This is a genomic window from Bradyrhizobium sp. MOS002 (genome assembly GCF_003020115.1).
GTDB lineage: Bacteria > Pseudomonadota > Alphaproteobacteria > Rhizobiales > Xanthobacteraceae > Bradyrhizobium.
Window position 1 is genome coordinate 192409 of record NZ_PYFX01000005.1, and the last position, 14771, is coordinate 207179.

Genomic DNA, 14771 nt, shown 5'->3' on the forward strand with positions numbered 1-14771 from the left:
AGGCCCCCTCTCATTCGGTCGTTCCAATCTCCTCCAGGTCTCATGGGAGACGGTGCCGCAAAATGTCGCGCGGCACGCGGCGGCTATTGTCCGGCGGCGAGCCCAAGCGCATCGGCCATGACGCGAAACACCTCGGTATTGTCCATCGAGCCGTGCACGCGCTCGCTGCCCGGCCCGGCCGCCGTCAGGATGACGTCCTCGCCCGAATGCACGCTGGCACTGATCATCGCGGACAGATTGCCGGGACGCAGCACCGCGCCCGGGACGTCCTTGTATTTGTCGTTGGCCTTGAAGGTGCCGTCGTCGCCGGCCTTGACGGTCGGCTCGTTGGGATTGTCGAGTTTCGGCCGGAAGGTTTCGTAATGGTCCGGCAGGCTCGCCGAGAAGATCGCGAGCCGGCGGCTCACGTCGACGCGTGACGGATAGCCTTCCGCATCGGGCGCCGGATAGTTCGGAAATCCAGCCTGGTCGTAGACGCCGACGCGTTCGCGCAAGGGCACGTTGGGCGTCGTGCCCATATCGTCGTTCACCGTGCCGACAAGGCTGTTGGGGTGATTGTGGTCCGCCAGCACCATGATCAGCGTATCGTCACCGCGTGCACGCGCCCATTCGCGCGTCTGGCGCACGGCATTATCGAGCATGATCGTGTCGTAGACCGCCCGCTCCATGTCGAGCACATGCGCGTATTTGTCGATCAACCCGGACTCGACCATCAGGAAAAAGCCGGTCTCGTTCTTCGAGAGGACGCTCAGCGCGGCCTGCACCTGCTCGGTCAAATCAGGTTGCTCGGGAAACTTCTTCACACCGCCGCCCTTGAGGAATTTGCGGTCGAGCACGCCGTCCATGTTGGCGGTGGCGAACAGGCCGAGCAGCTTGCCTGTCTCCGGCTTTGCGGCAGAAGCGTTGAGCTCGCCCGCAGTGGTCGCGACCTGATAGCCGGCGTCGCGGAACTTCGCGATGTAGTCGGTCTCGTCCTTGCGTCTGGAGCTGGCGGCGGATTTCGGCAGAAGATTCGCACTGCCGCCGCCCATCAGCACGTCCGGCCTGGCTGCGAAGAACTGCTCGATGATCTCGTCATAGGCGGCGCGACGGCGGGTGTGCGCAACCATCGCGGCAGGCGTAGCATCCTCGATCTCGGTATTGGTGACAATGCCGATCGCCATGCCGTGCCGCCGCTTCGCAAGACTGGTGATGGTTTCGACCCTAGGATCGTCGAACGGGCTTGCGGTACGGTCCGCATAAACGCCGAGGGCGTTGACCGCGCTCTTGTGGCCGGTTGCATAGGCACTGGCCGAGTTCGCGGAATCCGTGATGATCGAGTCCGAGCCCGCGGTCGCCACCAGCGCCATGTGGGGCATGTCGTCGATCGCGAGCTTGCCGCGGCTTTTGCCCTCCGCAATCCCCTTGGAGAGGATTCGCGCCGCGACCCGATGCGCCGGTGACATGCCGTCGCCAATGAACAGGATGACGTTCTTCGCCGTGCGCGGGCCGGTGTCGTACACCGTCCACGCGACGCTACGCTGCTGCGTGCCGTCGCTGACTTCAACCGTGACAGTGCCGGGTTTGGTCAGCGTGACATCGCGCAGGATCAGCGCCGACTGATCCTTGCCGTCCTCGCGATCGACGAAGGTCGCAGCACGGCCGAACGCGGCGGCATGGTCCGCACCGTTCACTGTCACCTTCAACCTGGCGGGATCGACCGGTCCGGGAAACTCGACCTTGAAGTCGAACCGGGCGCCGGCAAGAATCTCGGCACGATCGATCGGGTAGACCGTCTGCGCCGACAGTGACGATGTCCAGCAGAGGACGATGAGAGAGGCGAGTACCGATCCCTTGAACATGCGCGATGCTCCGCAATCCCGTTTCCGAAGGAAAAGGGAAGCGTAGCGATCGAGAATGACACCGTCATTAAGTCGCGCGTCGCCCGGCCGGGCGACAAAAGGCCTCAGCCCTTATCGCTCTCGAGCTTGAATATCTGCGAGCCTTCGCTGCCCGAGAGCAGGCCGGTGTCGGAATAGAGCTTCAGCTTGGCGCGGGTATCGTTGATGTCGAGGTTGCGCATGGTGAGCTGACCGATGCGATCCGCCGGCGTGAACGCCGCGTCCTCGACCTTCTCCATGCTGAGCCGCTCCGGCGCATAGGTCAGGTTCGGGCTCTCGGTGTTGAGGATCGAGTAGTCGTTGCCACGGCGCAGCTCGAGCGAGACCTCGCCGGTGACGGCGCGGGCGACCCAGCGCTGCGCGGTCTCGCGCAGCATCAGGGCCTGCGAATCGAACCAGCGGCCCTGATAGAGCAGGCGTCCGAGGCGCATGCCGCTGATGCGATACTGCTCGATGGTGTCCTCGTTGTGGATGCCGGTGACGAGGCGCTCATATGCGATGTGCAGCAGCGCCATGCCGGGCGCTTCATAGATGCCGCGGCTCTTGGCCTCGATGATGCGGTTCTCGATCTGGTCGCTCATGCCGAGGCCGTGACGGCCGCCGATGGCGTTGGCTTCGAGGAACAGCGCGACGGGATCGCTGAAGGCCTGGCCGTTCAGCGCGACCGGCTGGCCCTCCTCGAAACGCACCACGACCTTCTCGGCCCTGACGCTGCAGTCGTCACGCCAGAACGGCACGCCCATGATCGGGTTGACGATCTTGATGCCGCTGTCGAGGCTTTCGAGATCCTTGGCTTCATGCGTCGCGCCGAGCAGATTGCTGTCGGTCGAATACGCCTTCTCGGCGCTCATCTTGTAGGCAAAACCCTGGGCGGTCATGAACGCCGACATCTCGGCGCGGCCACCGAGCTCGTCGATGAACTGCTGGTCGAGCCAGGGCTTGTAGATGCGCAGGCCCGGATTGGTCAGAAGGCCGTAGCGATAGAAGCGCTCGATGTCGTTGCCCTTGAAGGTCGAGCCGTCGCCCCAGATGTTGACGCCGTCCTCCTTCATCGCCGCGACCAGCATCGTGCCGGTGACGGCGCGCCCGAGCGGCGTGGTGTTGAAATAGGTGATGCCGCCGGTCGAGATGTGGAAGGCGCCGGACTGGATCGCGGCGATGCCTTCGTGGACGAGCTGCGTGCGGCAATCGACCAGCAGCGCTTTCTCCGCGCCGAACTCCATCGCCTTGCGCGGAATCTCGTTGTAGTCGGCTTCATCGGGCTGGCCGAGATTGGCGGTATAGGCGTAGCAGCGCGCGCCCTTCTGCTTCATCCAGAGCAGCGCCGCTGACGTGTCGAGACCGCCTGAAAAAGCGATGCCGACTTTCTCACCCTTGGGCAGGCTTTTCAGGATCGTGGTCATGGCGCTTCCAATCGGTCTCGAAGGGCTGATGTGCGGGCGGGTTGACCGCGCGATTATCAAATTTCGCGGGTCTCGGCACCCATTTAATGGCTCAAACTGAGGGCTCGGCACCCGTGTTGCGGCCGAACAGGCGCTGACGCAGGCGGTAGGCGGGCATGTTCAGCCGGGTCAGGGCGGCATCGACCGCGTCGTCCGAAAACCGGGTCCGCGGCCAGCGGTAGATCAACGCATAGGCAAACCAGATCACGACGAAGGTGACGAGGCCGGCGATTGAGACATCGGTGAAGAAGTGGCCGCCAAAGGCCATCCGCAGCCCGCTGGTCACGAGGCCGAACACCACGGCTCCGGCATAAGCGAGCGGTCGCCACGGCGGGGGTGCCAATGCGGCGGGCGCCAGCGTCCAGAACGCGGTCGCGCCCTCGCCCGAGAAAAACGAGCAATTGCGCGCACAGCCGCCGCGTGGATCCCACCACGGCACGAATTGCTGGTCGCCGGCAAACTGCGTCACCACCACCGGGCGCGGCCGACCCCAATAGGACTTGAAGGCGAGATTGGTGAGGATGCCGGCCGACATGATGATCGTAACCAGCAGGAAGACGATCGCGCGCCCGGATACCATCAGCGGGCGGTCAGGCCGGACCATCTTGACCACGAGCGCGACCAGCGCAGGCAGCACGAATGCCCAGGCAACCCACATCGCGGCATCGCGCGCGAAGCCGGCCCAATCGTTCAGCTTGAGCGGAAACGACCTGGTATCAGGGTCGAAGAACAGCGCGGCGAGCTTGAGATCAAGCTCGGGATAGAGGCCGAAAACGACGCCGATCACGAGCCACAGCGCCAGGGCGATGAAGAGTCCAGTCCGGTTCATGGCGCGCGGTTTAGCCGAGTGGGGAGTGGATGAAAACCCTGGAATCGGGCGAGGCTGGTGGCACTTTTATCAAGACGCGCGATGTGCCCACGATGTCGTCCCGGCGAAGGCCGGGACCCATAACCACCTGGACAAGTTTGGCGAAGATTCGTTGTCTGGTACCATTATCGAGCCCCTACGGATGGACCTCGCGGTATGGGTCCCGGCCTTCGCCGGGACGACACCGAGGATGTGGCGCGTTGCCTCTCATCACTCCGTCACCGCGCATCCGGTCTTGAATTCGACGGCAGCGGCGGAGGCGGCTTGCGCGGCACTGGCGGATTGCGCCAGGCGCCGGCGTTGCGGCCGGCGACCAGCCAGTAGACGACACCGGCGACGATGCCGGCGCCGGTCATGATCTCCAGGTGCCGCCGCACGATGCCTTCGAACTGCAAGGTGTCGGAGTGAAAGGGAACGAGACCGAGATAGCAGGCGAGCCCCACGACGCCTCCGCCCACGGCATAGGCGAGCGCGCTGCGGATGTAGAGCGCCTCGGTGATCGCGACGATCACCGCCGCCGGCACCAGCGCAAAACCGGAGACGAAGATGAAGCCGAACCCGAGCAGGATATCGATCGTGCCCTGATCGACGGGACCTGCGCCGAGATCGGCGAACTCCGGAAACAACAGCGCGACCACGACGATCATACCGCCGATGAAACAGGCGGCGAGAAAGCCGATGAAGATGACGATGAGGCGGCCGATCAGGGACATGCTGAGGAAGCCAACGTTACCGTCATTGCGAGCGCAGCGAAGCAATCCAGAAATGCGCCCACAGAGGCAATCTGGATTGCTTCGTCGCTGCGCTCCTCGCAATGACGGGGAAGCAACACAGTGCACATACCAAGCTAGTCCGTCATCGCCATGGCGCGCAGCGCCTGTCGCTCGCGCACGGAAAGCTTTTCCGTCTCCGACTTGAGCTGGCCGCAGGCGGCGAGGATGTCGCGGCCGCGCGGGGTGCGCACCGGCGAGGAATAACCGGCGTTGAAGATGTATTCGGAGAATTTTTCGATCTGGTCCCAGTCCGAGCATTCATAGGCGGTGCCGGGCCAGGGATTGAACGGGATCAGATTGATCTTGGCGTGAACGCCCTTGAGCATTTTTACCAGGAGCTTGGCATCGTCCAGCGAATCGTTGACGCCCTTGAGCATCACATATTCGAAGGTGATGCGGCGCGCATTCGAGGCGCCGGGATAATCGCGGCAGGCCTGCAGCAATTCCTTGATCGGATATTTGCGGTTGAGGGGCACCAGTTCGTTGCGCAGCTCGTCGCGCACCGCATGCAGCGAAATTGCGAGCATCACGCCGATCTCCTCGCCGGCGCGCACGATGTTCGGCACCACGCCCGAAGTCGACAGCGTGATGCGACGGCGGGAAATGCCGATGCCTTCGTTGTCGCCGACGATGAGCAGCGCATCGCGCACCGCGTCGAAATTGTAAAGCGGCTCGCCCATGCCCATCATCACGATGTTGGTGACACGGCGCGTGCCATCCTCGCGATCGGCCCAGTCATTCAGACGATCCCGCGCGACCATCACCTGTCCGACGATCTCGCCGGCGGTGAGATTGCGCACCAGCCGCTGCGTGCCCGTGTGGCAGAAGGAGCAGTTCAGCGTGCAGCCGACCTGCGAGGAGACGCACAGCGTGCCGCGATCGGTTTCGGGAATGTAGACGCACTCGACTTCATGCGCCCGCTCGACATTGTCGCCGCTCGGCAGCCGCAGCAGCCATTTACGGGTGCCGTCGTTGGAGATCTGCTCGGCCACGACTTCGGGCCGGTCGACGGTGAAGCGCTCGGCGAGCGAGGTGCGAATCCCCTTCGAGACCGACGTCATCTCGTCGAAATTCCGGGCGCCGCGGAAATAGAGCCAGTGCCACAGCTGCTGCACGCGCATCTTGCGCTGCGCGGGCGCGACGTCGATCTCGCCGAGGCAATCGGCCAACTCGGTGCGCGACAGGCCGATCAGCGACGGCTTGGCCGGGGGCACGTAGGTTTCGAGCGGAGTCTTCTCCACCAGCGTTGCGTTGTGCGGCTCGGTCATCGGTTGCATTGAATGGACCTGATCAGGTGGTCGTTCCGGGGTGGTCCGAAGGACCAGACCCGGAACCTCGAGATTCTCAGGTGCGCAATTGCGCACCATAGTTCGATGCTCCGCATCACCCCGGAATGACGGGAGAAAATCTGGAACGCGCCCTATATAGCAACCGGCACCGCCGATTGCGACCTTATCAACCCCAGGCTTAACGCCTGCAATCCTGCGCGATCTTGTCCAGCGCCTGGGCGAGGCCCTTCAGCGAAAAGGTGTCGGTCGTCTCGGTCCCCTTGGACGACATGCCCTTGACCACGAGATCGGCGGATTTACGCATGGCCTCGACCATCCGCTCTTCCTCGGCCGCGTTCTTGATCCAGAGACCGTCACCCTGCGAGTACATGGCGAAAGCAGCACCGCCGACCTCGACCGAGGATTCAGACCCCGGCTTCAGCGCGTAGCCGATCATGACCGAGACTTCATTGTTGACCTTCTCCGCCGGGCGGGTGGAGACGAAGGCATAGGCAGGGTCGCGCGGCCGATTAGGCGGGTTGGTCTTCGACGACGACGGTTTGGCCAGCGCGAAGCAGACCTTTTTTCCATTGGGCGCGGCCGAATAGGCGCCCCAGGTGCCGAACTGACCGATCAGGGTTGGCTCGGCGCCGCCCGCAACCGCCGCGTGCGGTGCCGCCGGCTTGCTCTCGGGCTTTGCAACCGTCTTTCCGGTGGTATTGGCCACCGGCGCAGCCGGTTTCGGCGCCGGCTCTTTCGGTGCAGTCTTGGGCGCAGGTTGCGCCGTCTGCGCCCGCGCGGAATCGGTGATCCCACAGGCCGCCACGCCCGTCATCAAAGCTAAAATCAGCACCCGCCACATGCTGGAGTGGTTCCCTCAATATTGTGACTGGAAGATGGCCCGGTCGCGCATTGTCCGCGGGGCAGGGATAGCCGGGAAAGTCCAATTTGGGAAGGCAGTTAGCGAAGCTCGCGGCGACTAGGCTCTGGATCGCGCGGCGCGCTGCTCCGACCATTGCGCATCGGTCCAGCCCAACAAATCCTCGGCGCCGGAGCTGCGCAAATGCGCGCCACCGTCGATCACCACCATCTCGCCGTTGATATAGCCGGCACGATCGGAGACCAGGAAGCTGGCGAGGTCGGCAAGCTCGCGGTGCTCGCCGGCGCGTCCCATCGGGTTACGCGCGGCCCACCCTTCGTCGCGACCCTCGGGGCGGAGCTGACCCGAGGCGCCGGCGGTCGGGAACGGTCCCGGCGCGATTGCGACGGTGCGGATGCCCTTCGGACCCCATTCCACGGCGAGACTTTTGGTCATCGCCAGCACGGCGGACTTCGCCATCGCCGACGGGACGGTGAAGGCGCGGCCGGTGATGGTCGAGGTCGAGAGGATCGAAAGCACGACGCCGCCATGCTTGCCGTCGATCCAGCGCTTACCGGCGGCAAGCGTGCAATACATCGTACCATGCAGCGTCGGCGCGAGGATCGCATCCGCCGCGCGGAATGAGAGATGTTCGCTCTGCGCAATGAAAGTGGCCGCCGCGTTGTTGACGAGAATATCCAGCGGCGCCTCGCGCCAGACGGCGTCCATCATGCTCTCGACGACGGTGCCGTCGCGGATATCGCAGGCGATCGTCGTGACCTTGCCGCCGGTCTCTTCGCGCATCCCGCGCGCCGCCGCCTCGAGGCGATCGGGCTTGCGGCCGCAGATCACGAGCTCGGCACCGAGCGCGAGGAAGCGGTGCGCCATCGCAGCACCGAGACCCGAACCGCCACCGGTGACGAGGATTCGCTTGTCCTTGAGCAGGCCTGTTTCAAACATGGTTTGAATCCTCCTTGTTTCGTCGTTGCGAGCGCAGCGAAGCAATCCAGAAACCGTACCGCGGAATAGTCTGGATTGCTTCGCTGCGCTCGCAATGACGGGAGGATAGGCCTTCGCTCTGCCCAAACAAAGAAACCGGATTGTCGCCCGTGCCTAAATCCGGCAGAAACGGGCAAACTATAATTTCAACTCGAAACACCCAAGGTGCCGCCATGAAAGCCATCCTCTGCTCGCAATATTGCCAGCCCGACGATCTCGTTCTGGCCGACGTGCCGGATCCGGTGGCCGGTCCCGGCGAAGCCGTGATCGCGATAAAGGCTGCGGCGCTGAACTTTTTCGACATCCTGATGATTCAGGGCAAGTACCAGATCAAGCCGCCGTTCCCGTTCTCGCCGGCCGCCGAAGTCGCGGGCATGATCGAGAGCATCGGCCCCGGCGTGACCGATCTGAAGGTCGGCGATCGCGTCGTCGCCTCCTGCGGCCACAACGGCGCGCGCGAGAAGATCGCGCTGCCGGCGGCATCGATCGTGAAGATCCCCGACAATCTCGATTATGACCGCGCGGCCGGCATCATCATCATCTACGGCACCGCGCTGCATGCGCTGGAAGATCGCGCGAGCCCGAAGCCGGGCGAGACGCTCGCAGTGCTCGGGGCCGCCGGCGGCACCGGACTTGCCGCTTGCGAGCTCGGCAAGCTGATGGGCCTGAAGGTGATCGCCTGCGCCTCGTCGGACGAGAAGCTCGAATTCGCGAAGGCGCACGGCGCAGAACTCACGCTCAATTACGGCAAGGAAGATTTGAAGGAAGGCCTGCGAAAGCTCACCGGCGGCAAGGGCGTCGACATCATCTTCGATCCCGTGGGCGGCACCTATGCCGAGCAGGCACTGCGCTCGATTGCCTGGGAAGGCCGCTTCCTCGTGATCGGCTTTGCCGCCGGCGACATTCCGAAGATGCCGCTGAACCTCGCGCTGCTGAAAGGCTGCGACATCCGCGGCGTGTTCTGGGGCGCATGGACGCGCCTCAATCCGGAAAAGAACCGCGCCAATCTCGAGAAGCTCGTGAAGTGGACAGCGGAAGGAAAGATCTCCTCGCACGTCGACCGCGTCTTCCCGCTGGCGCAGACGGCGGATGCGCTAAAGGTGCTCGCGGGACGTCAGGCCATGGGCAAGGTGATTTTGCGTCCGTGAGGATGTCGGCGCGTAGAGTGTCGCGACATCGTCACCACACACTCAGCTGTCGTCGCCCGGCTTGACCGGGCGATCCAGTACTCCGTGACGAGCATTGCTCAATCGATGAGCTGCGGCGTACTGGATTCCCCGCTTTCGCGGGGAATGACGGCGGAGGATGCGGCGACAGCTACTGCGCGACTTCCGCGTCCGCCTCATCCACCCCGCGCTTCAGCGCGGCGCGGGCGGCTTCGCGATGCTCATTGGTGATGTGGCTGGCGACCATGCGGATCGCAGTGGCGAGCACGGCGGCGTCATCAGTGAAGCCGAGGATCGGCATCACGTCGGGAACGAAGTCGAACGGCAGGATGAAATAGGCAATCGCCCCGAGCAGCGACGCCTGGACATGGCGCGGCGTCTGTCGGTCGAAAGCGCAGTAATAGGCGGCGAGCAGATCCTCCGCGAACGGCAGTTGCGCGGCGACGCGCTTCAGCTTGCGCCAGAAGCGGCGGCGCACGCTCTCACGATCTTCCGCGAGCCGGTCGGCCGGCTCGAAACCGACGCTGTGTTCGGCAGCCATCTTCGACACACTCCTCGTTCAGCCAGGGGTGGCCGATCGCCGCATCCCGTACTGATCACAAGATGGGGACGCGGCCGGTCCCTGCAAGTCGTCAGCCTGGTGTCAGCTTGGCGATGGCGTTCATCGCCTTGGCGAGCTCGATGTCGAGCGCGGTGACGCCGCCGGCGTCATGGGTCGACAGCACCACCTCCACCGTCTTGTAGACGTTGCGCCATTCGGGGTGATGGTCCATCTTCTCGGCGACCAGTGCCGCGCGGGTCATGAAGCCGAACGCCTCGTTGAAATCCTTGAAGACAAAGGTTTTCCCGATCGCGTCGCGTCCTTGAACCTCGGTCCAGCCAGGTAATCCGCCCAGCGCCTGCCTGTGCGCCTCCGCCGAGAGCCGTTCTGCCATGGTCGCCTCCGTCCTTCAGGGGAACTTTACCCTAACATCGCACTGACGCCTCGGGTTCATACGAGATTCGACCCCATCCGCTAACCATGACGGAGATGTAACCCTGCCGGACAAGAAATTTGCTACACTTGGGGGCGTAAATCGCCGGCCAAGATGAAACTGAGCCTCAAGCGACTGTTCGGGAGATCGATGACCGGGGGATTGGACCTGGCCGAAGCGCCCACCCCGCCTTCGCCGCGATCATCGGCGCGGAAGACGGCGCTCGTGACTCTCGCCCTGGTGCTCGCGATCGTTGGCGCGCTCGCCGGCGGCTACTACTTTGCTATGCGGCCGGTGACGCTCAAGATCGCGGTCGGCCCCGCCAACAGCGATGACGTCAAGGTCGTGCAGGCACTGACCCAGGCCTTCGCGCAGCACAAGAGTTCCGTGCGGTTGCGCCCGATCCAGACCGACGGCGCCACCGCCAGCGCCAATCTGCTCGCGGAAGGCAAGGCCGACCTCGCCATCGTGCGTGGCGACGTCGACGTACCGAAGAACGCGCAAGCGGTTGCGACCCTGCGCAAGAACGTCGTGGTGCTGTGGTCCGTGTCCGGCAAGGGCAAGAAGAAGGGCGCGAAGATCACTAAGATCGCGCAGCTCGCCGGCCATCGCGTCGGCGTGGTCGGCCGCACCCAGGCCAACGTCAATTTGCTCAAGGTGATCCTGCAGCAATACGGCGTCGATCCCGCCAAGGTCGAAATCGTGCAATACCCGGCAAACGAAGCCGTCGAGGCGATCAAGGCCCAGAGGGCTGATGCCTATCTCGCGGCCGGTCCCGTCAACAGCAAGATCACGTCCGAGGCGATCGCCGCTTCCACCAAGGATTTCGGCACGCCGACCTTCCTCGCGATCGATTCCGCGGATGCGATCGCCCAGAACCATCCGGTCTATGAAGCGGCCGAGATTCCCGCGGGCACTTACGGCGGCTCGCCCGATCGTCCCGATGACGAGGTCAAGACCATCAGCTTCTCGCACCACATCGTGGCGCGCAAGACCGTGTCCGAAACCACCATCGCGGCGTTCACGCGCCAGCTGTTCGCCGTACGCCAGCAATTGGTGACGGAATTCCCGCTGGCGGCGAAGATCGAAACGCCCGACACCGACAAGGATGCGGTGATTCCCGTGCATCCGGGCGCCGCCGCTTTCGTCGACGGCGAAGAAAAGACCTTCCTCGACAAATACAGTGATTACATCTGGTGGACCCTGATGGCGCTCTCGGCCATGGGCTCGCTCGGCGCCTGGTTTGCAGGCTATTTGAAAAAGGACGAACGCGACAACAACAGCCATCTGCGCGAGCGACTGCTCGACATGATCACCGCTGCACGAAAGAGCGAGACGACCGAAGATCTCGATCAGATGCAGACCGAGGCCGACGAGATCCTGCGCGACACGCTGCGCTGCTACGACCACGGCGCGATCGAGGAAGGTGCGCTCACCGCCTTCAACATCGCACTCGACCAGTTTCATGCGGCGGTTGCCGACCGCAAGGCGGTGCTGTTCAGCCTGCCGCAGAACCTGCAGCGCGCCGGTGCGCAATTCCGGGCCGCCGGCAACGCGTAAGCGCTTGCGCCGTAATCGCTGCGTCACATTGTCCCAATATAGCGTCGGGCTTCACCCGTGGCGGCCGCTCTGGACAGCCGCCTCACGCGATATCGAGACCGCCTCATGAACATCAAGTTCTCCCGCCGCCGTTTCCTGGCGACCAGTGCCGGCGCACTTGGCGCTGTCGCAATGCCCCATCTCTCTCGCGCGGCCGACCGGCCGGCGGTGACCCATGGCGTGCAGTCGGGCGACGTCAGCATCGACAGCGGCGTGGTCTGGGCGCGCACCGACCGACCCGCGCAGATGCTGGTCGAGGTGGCGACGACGGAGTCGTTCAGGGATGCCCGCGCACTGCCGCCGATCGCGGCGCTGCCCGAGAGCGACTTCACCGCAAAGATGCTGATCGAAAACCTGCCGGGCGGACAGGACATCTTTTATCGCGTCCGCTTCCGCGATCTTTCGCACACCGCGGTGGCGGGCGAGCCGGTGACCGGCCGCTTCCGCACCGCGCCCGCCGACCGCCGCGACGTCAGCTTCGTCTGGGGCGGCGACGTCGCAGGACAAGGCTGGGGCATCAACCCCGATGACGGCGGCATGTTCACCTTCTCGGCGATGCGCAAGCACCGTCCGGACTTCTTCCTGCACTCCGGCGACACCATCTATGCCGACGGTCCTATCCAGTCCGAGGTGAAGCTCACCGACGGCAAGATCTGGAAGAATGTCACGATCCTTGAAAAGGCCAAGGTCGCCGAGACGCTGGACGAGTACCGGGCCGCGCACAAGTACAATTTCACTGACGACAATCTTCGCGCCTTCAATGCCGAAGTGCCGATCTTCGTGCAGTGGGACGACCATGAGGTGACCAACAACTGGTCGCTGTCGAAGGAGCTGCCTGCGACCTACAAGGAGCGCGACATCGCGCTGCTTGCGGCCCGCGCAGGCCGTGCCTTCCACGAGATGTATCCGATGCGCGAGAGCATCGTTGAGCCCGGCCGCGTCTATCGCCAGATCTCCTACGGCCCGCATCTCGACGTGTTTGTGCTCGACGAACGCAGCTATCGCGGCCCGAACGGCCCCAATCTCGAAACCGCTTACAGCCCGGCCAGCTATTTCCTCGGCCCGGACCAGATCGCCTGGCTCAAGCGCGGCCTGTTGAATTCGCGCGCGACCTGGAAGGTGATCGCCTCCGACATGCCGCTCAGCCTCGTTGTATCGGACACGCCGAAGGGTGGATCGGAGGCCATTGCGCAGGGCGACGGCCCGGTGCGCGGCCGCGAGTTCGAGATCGCCGATATCCTGCGTTTCATCAAGATGGCGCCGGTCAGCAACACCGTGTGGCTGACGGCGGACGTGCATTACGCCGCCGCGCACTATTACGATCCGAACAAGGCACAATTCCAGGATTTCGAACCGTTCTGGGAGTTCGTGTCGGGCCCGCTTCACGCGGGCACGTTCGGTCCGAACGCGCTTGACAACACCTTTGGACCCGAGGTGCGCTTCATCAAGGCGCCGGGCAAGGACAACCAGAACCTGCCGCCTTCGGCCGGCATGCAGTTCTTCGGACACGTCAAGATCGACGGCGCTTCCGGCCAGATGACGGTGACCTTGCGCGACCGCGCCGACGTGGCGCTGTGGTCGACCACGCTCGATCCGAAGCAGGCCTGACGCCGTATCGCTAGTCCGCCGCGCGTAGCTGGAGCGCCGCCTCCAGCGCGTCGCTCGAACACGGCTTCTGCAGTCGCGGCTGGCCGGCAAATTCCGGCGGGATACGCGCATCAGCGCCGTAGCCGGTGACGAAAACGAAGGGAATTTTCAGCGCCGCGAGCCGTTCGGCGACCGCAAAGCTGTTCTCGCGACTCAATCCGACATCGAGCAAGGCGAATTCAGGGGCACGCGCCGCGATTGCGGCCAGCGCCTGCGCCACTGAACCTACCGTGCGCACGCTCTTCACGCCAAATCCGAGCAGGCGATCCTCGAAGTCGATCGCGATGATCGGATCGTCCTCGACGATGAGGACATCGGCGGGACAGTTTGAACCATCGGAAACAGCGGGTGCCATCATCGCAGCTTGAAGCATGAGGTTTCTCTGACTGGGATACCGGGTCACGACGCCTGCACCCAGCGCGGAGGGTTCCCGGAACGAAACCACCACATCACAGTTGTCAGGTCTGTCCACTTGTGCACACAGGACCTCGACGGAACTCGCTAATGTAGAGGTGGATGGGGAGTTTAAGATGGACGCGCGGACCAGCAACGCCACCGAGATCGACAGCCGGCCTACCAACAATCTGCTGCGGCGCTTGAGTGCGGCGGACTTCGCCCTGCTTGCGCCACATGTCACGCTCGAAAGCGCCGCGGCGAATGAATTGCTCTACAACCCCGGCGACGACGTCCAAGTCGTCCACTTTCCCTGCGGACCGTCGCTTGCAACCTTCCTCGTCCCCAATGAGGACGGTCGCGATGTCGAGACCATCCTGGTCGGCCGCGAAGGCGCGGTGGGCGGCATCGTCAGCGAGGGTTATCTGCCGGCCTATACCCGGATCTGCGTGAAATTCGGCGGGCCGTTTGCGAGAATTCACGTCAGCAAGCTGGAGGCCGCCAAGCAGCGCTCGCCCTCGTTGCGCCATGTATTCGTTCGCTATGCCGACTGCATGCTGGCGCAGATCTTCCAGTCCACCGCCTGCAACGCCATTCACTCGATCGAGCAGCGCACCGCCAAATGGATGCTGGCGGCGATGGAGCGGACCGGCGACGAGAGCAGCGTGCCTCTGACTCACGAACAGCTCGCGACGCTGCTCGGCGTCGGCCGCAGCTATGCCAGCCGCGTGCTCCAGTCGTTCAAGGCGGAAGGCGTGCTCGACACCCGACGCGGATCGATCCTGGTCCGCAACCGAGAGGGCCTCCGCCTGCGCGCCTGCCTGTGCAACGAGGCCGTGAAGATGCACTTCGAGGAGGTGCTGCGCGGGGTCTATCCGACCGAGGAGCGGCAAGCCGGCTAGC

General features: G+C 64.0%; 14 protein-coding genes. 4 read left to right on the plus strand and 10 right to left on the minus strand.

Annotated features, from left to right (window positions below; all coding sequences use genetic code 11):
- Positions 1-83 precede the first annotated feature (83 nt).
- The 7 genes from C7G41_RS18075 to C7G41_RS18110 form a co-directional block, all read right to left on the minus strand.
- A complete protein-coding gene (locus tag C7G41_RS18075) occupies positions 84-1841 on the minus strand; it encodes an alkaline phosphatase (RefSeq protein ID WP_106943851.1) in 1758 nt (585 codons plus the stop codon).
- A 104-nt stretch (positions 1842-1945) separates the two neighbouring features.
- Positions 1946-3283: an argininosuccinate synthase gene (gene argG / locus C7G41_RS18080; RefSeq protein WP_106943852.1), complete on the minus strand. Its 1338-nt coding sequence runs from the start codon at positions 3281-3283 to the stop codon at positions 1946-1948.
- 91 nt (positions 3284-3374) lie between these two features.
- Complete coding sequence (locus tag C7G41_RS18085; protein WP_106943853.1) at positions 3375-4151, minus strand: phosphatase PAP2 family protein; 777 nt, start codon at positions 4149-4151, stop codon at positions 3375-3377.
- Positions 4152-4408: 257 nt separating this feature from the next.
- A complete protein-coding gene (locus C7G41_RS18090; protein ID WP_106943854.1) occupies positions 4409-4903 on the minus strand; it encodes a hypothetical protein in 495 nt (164 codons plus the stop codon).
- Positions 4904-5037: 134 nt separating this feature from the next.
- Positions 5038-6240: a 23S rRNA (adenine(2503)-C(2))-methyltransferase RlmN gene (rlmN, locus tag C7G41_RS18095; protein ID WP_106943855.1), complete on the minus strand. Its 1203-nt coding sequence runs from the start codon at positions 6238-6240 to the stop codon at positions 5038-5040.
- A gap of 190 nt (positions 6241-6430) precedes the next feature.
- Positions 6431-7093: an invasion associated locus B family protein gene (locus C7G41_RS18105; protein WP_106943856.1), complete on the minus strand. Its 663-nt coding sequence runs from the start codon at positions 7091-7093 to the stop codon at positions 6431-6433.
- A 117-nt stretch (positions 7094-7210) separates the two neighbouring features.
- Positions 7211-8050, minus strand: coding sequence for an SDR family oxidoreductase (locus C7G41_RS18110; RefSeq protein ID WP_106943857.1), 840 nt, complete (start codon positions 8048-8050; stop codon positions 7211-7213).
- Positions 8051-8262: 212 nt separating this feature from the next.
- On the opposite strand from C7G41_RS18110, the gene C7G41_RS18115 reads away from it, so the two are divergent.
- Positions 8263-9237: an NADPH:quinone oxidoreductase family protein gene (locus C7G41_RS18115; protein WP_106943858.1), complete on the plus strand. Its 975-nt coding sequence runs from the start codon at positions 8263-8265 to the stop codon at positions 9235-9237.
- A gap of 169 nt (positions 9238-9406) precedes the next feature.
- On the opposite strand, the gene C7G41_RS18120 is transcribed toward C7G41_RS18115, so the two are convergent.
- Positions 9407-9796 (minus strand): YkvA family protein, encoded by a 390-nt coding sequence (locus C7G41_RS18120; RefSeq protein WP_106943859.1) that lies wholly within the window; start codon positions 9794-9796, stop codon positions 9407-9409.
- Positions 9797-9887: 91 nt separating this feature from the next.
- Positions 9888-10190 carry a 4a-hydroxytetrahydrobiopterin dehydratase gene (locus C7G41_RS18125; RefSeq protein ID WP_106943860.1) on the minus strand — a complete coding sequence of 101 codons (303 nt, stop codon included), beginning with the start codon at positions 10188-10190 and terminating at the stop codon, positions 9888-9890.
- A 153-nt stretch (positions 10191-10343) separates the two neighbouring features.
- Between C7G41_RS18125 and C7G41_RS18130 the strand changes: the two genes are divergently transcribed.
- Together C7G41_RS18130 and C7G41_RS18135 are read left to right on the plus strand one after the other, a co-directional pair.
- Complete coding sequence (locus C7G41_RS18130) at positions 10344-11789, plus strand: TAXI family TRAP transporter solute-binding subunit (protein WP_106943861.1); 1446 nt, start codon at positions 10344-10346, stop codon at positions 11787-11789.
- 105 nt (positions 11790-11894) lie between these two features.
- The gene (locus C7G41_RS18135; protein ID WP_106943862.1) at positions 11895-13436 is read left to right on the plus strand and encodes an alkaline phosphatase; all 1542 of its coding nucleotides are present in this window, start codon (positions 11895-11897) and stop codon (positions 13434-13436) included.
- A gap of 10 nt (positions 13437-13446) precedes the next feature.
- Here C7G41_RS18135 and C7G41_RS18140 read toward each other — a convergent pair whose 3' ends face one another.
- Complete coding sequence (locus C7G41_RS18140; RefSeq protein WP_106943863.1) at positions 13447-13848, minus strand: response regulator; 402 nt, start codon at positions 13846-13848, stop codon at positions 13447-13449.
- 157 nt (positions 13849-14005) lie between these two features.
- On the opposite strand from C7G41_RS18140, the gene C7G41_RS18145 reads away from it, so the two are divergent.
- A complete protein-coding gene (locus C7G41_RS18145) occupies positions 14006-14770 on the plus strand; it encodes a Crp/Fnr family transcriptional regulator (RefSeq protein WP_106943864.1) in 765 nt (254 codons plus the stop codon).
- Position 14771 lies beyond the last annotated feature (1 nt).